Consider the following 401-nt stretch of genomic DNA (forward strand, 5'->3'; position numbering starts at 1 on the left):
CGGCTATATTAAAGATTTCCGGATTTAAATCAGCTTCTTCATAACAAAATAATTTCTCCTTGCTCAAAAAATTATTTTGATTTTTAAAGCTTTCGATCCTTTCCCACTCTTGTCTCTCTTTTATTTGGTAAGTGTCAAAATCCTGAGAGATTTTACAGCGCACTGTTGTTATTTGATTATAAATTTCGTTTAGGGCGAAAAAAATTGTATCAACAACAGAGTGAAAATCAGGAAATTTTGACGCAAATTTAATTAAAAGCGAAGAGAGATTATTGTAAGTGTCATAGAACAGTTGGGTATGTTTTATGTAGCACTCATATTGATCGCTATTAAGAGCTTGTGGGGGTGTTTTTCCAAATATTTTCAATTTCTGCCCACCACAACATGTAGCTATCAAATGA

The 401-nt window shown here is 32.4% G+C and carries 1 protein-coding gene; it reads right to left on the reverse strand.

Translation table 11 applies throughout. The features are described from left to right. On the reverse strand, positions 1-401 hold a 401-nt coding region (locus EZV76_RS17140), incomplete at both ends, for a hypothetical protein (RefSeq protein ID WP_161594443.1).

The organism is Flagellimonas alvinocaridis, assembly GCF_004916895.1.
In the GTDB taxonomy this organism is placed as follows: domain Bacteria; phylum Bacteroidota; class Bacteroidia; order Flavobacteriales; family Flavobacteriaceae; genus Flagellimonas; species Flagellimonas alvinocaridis.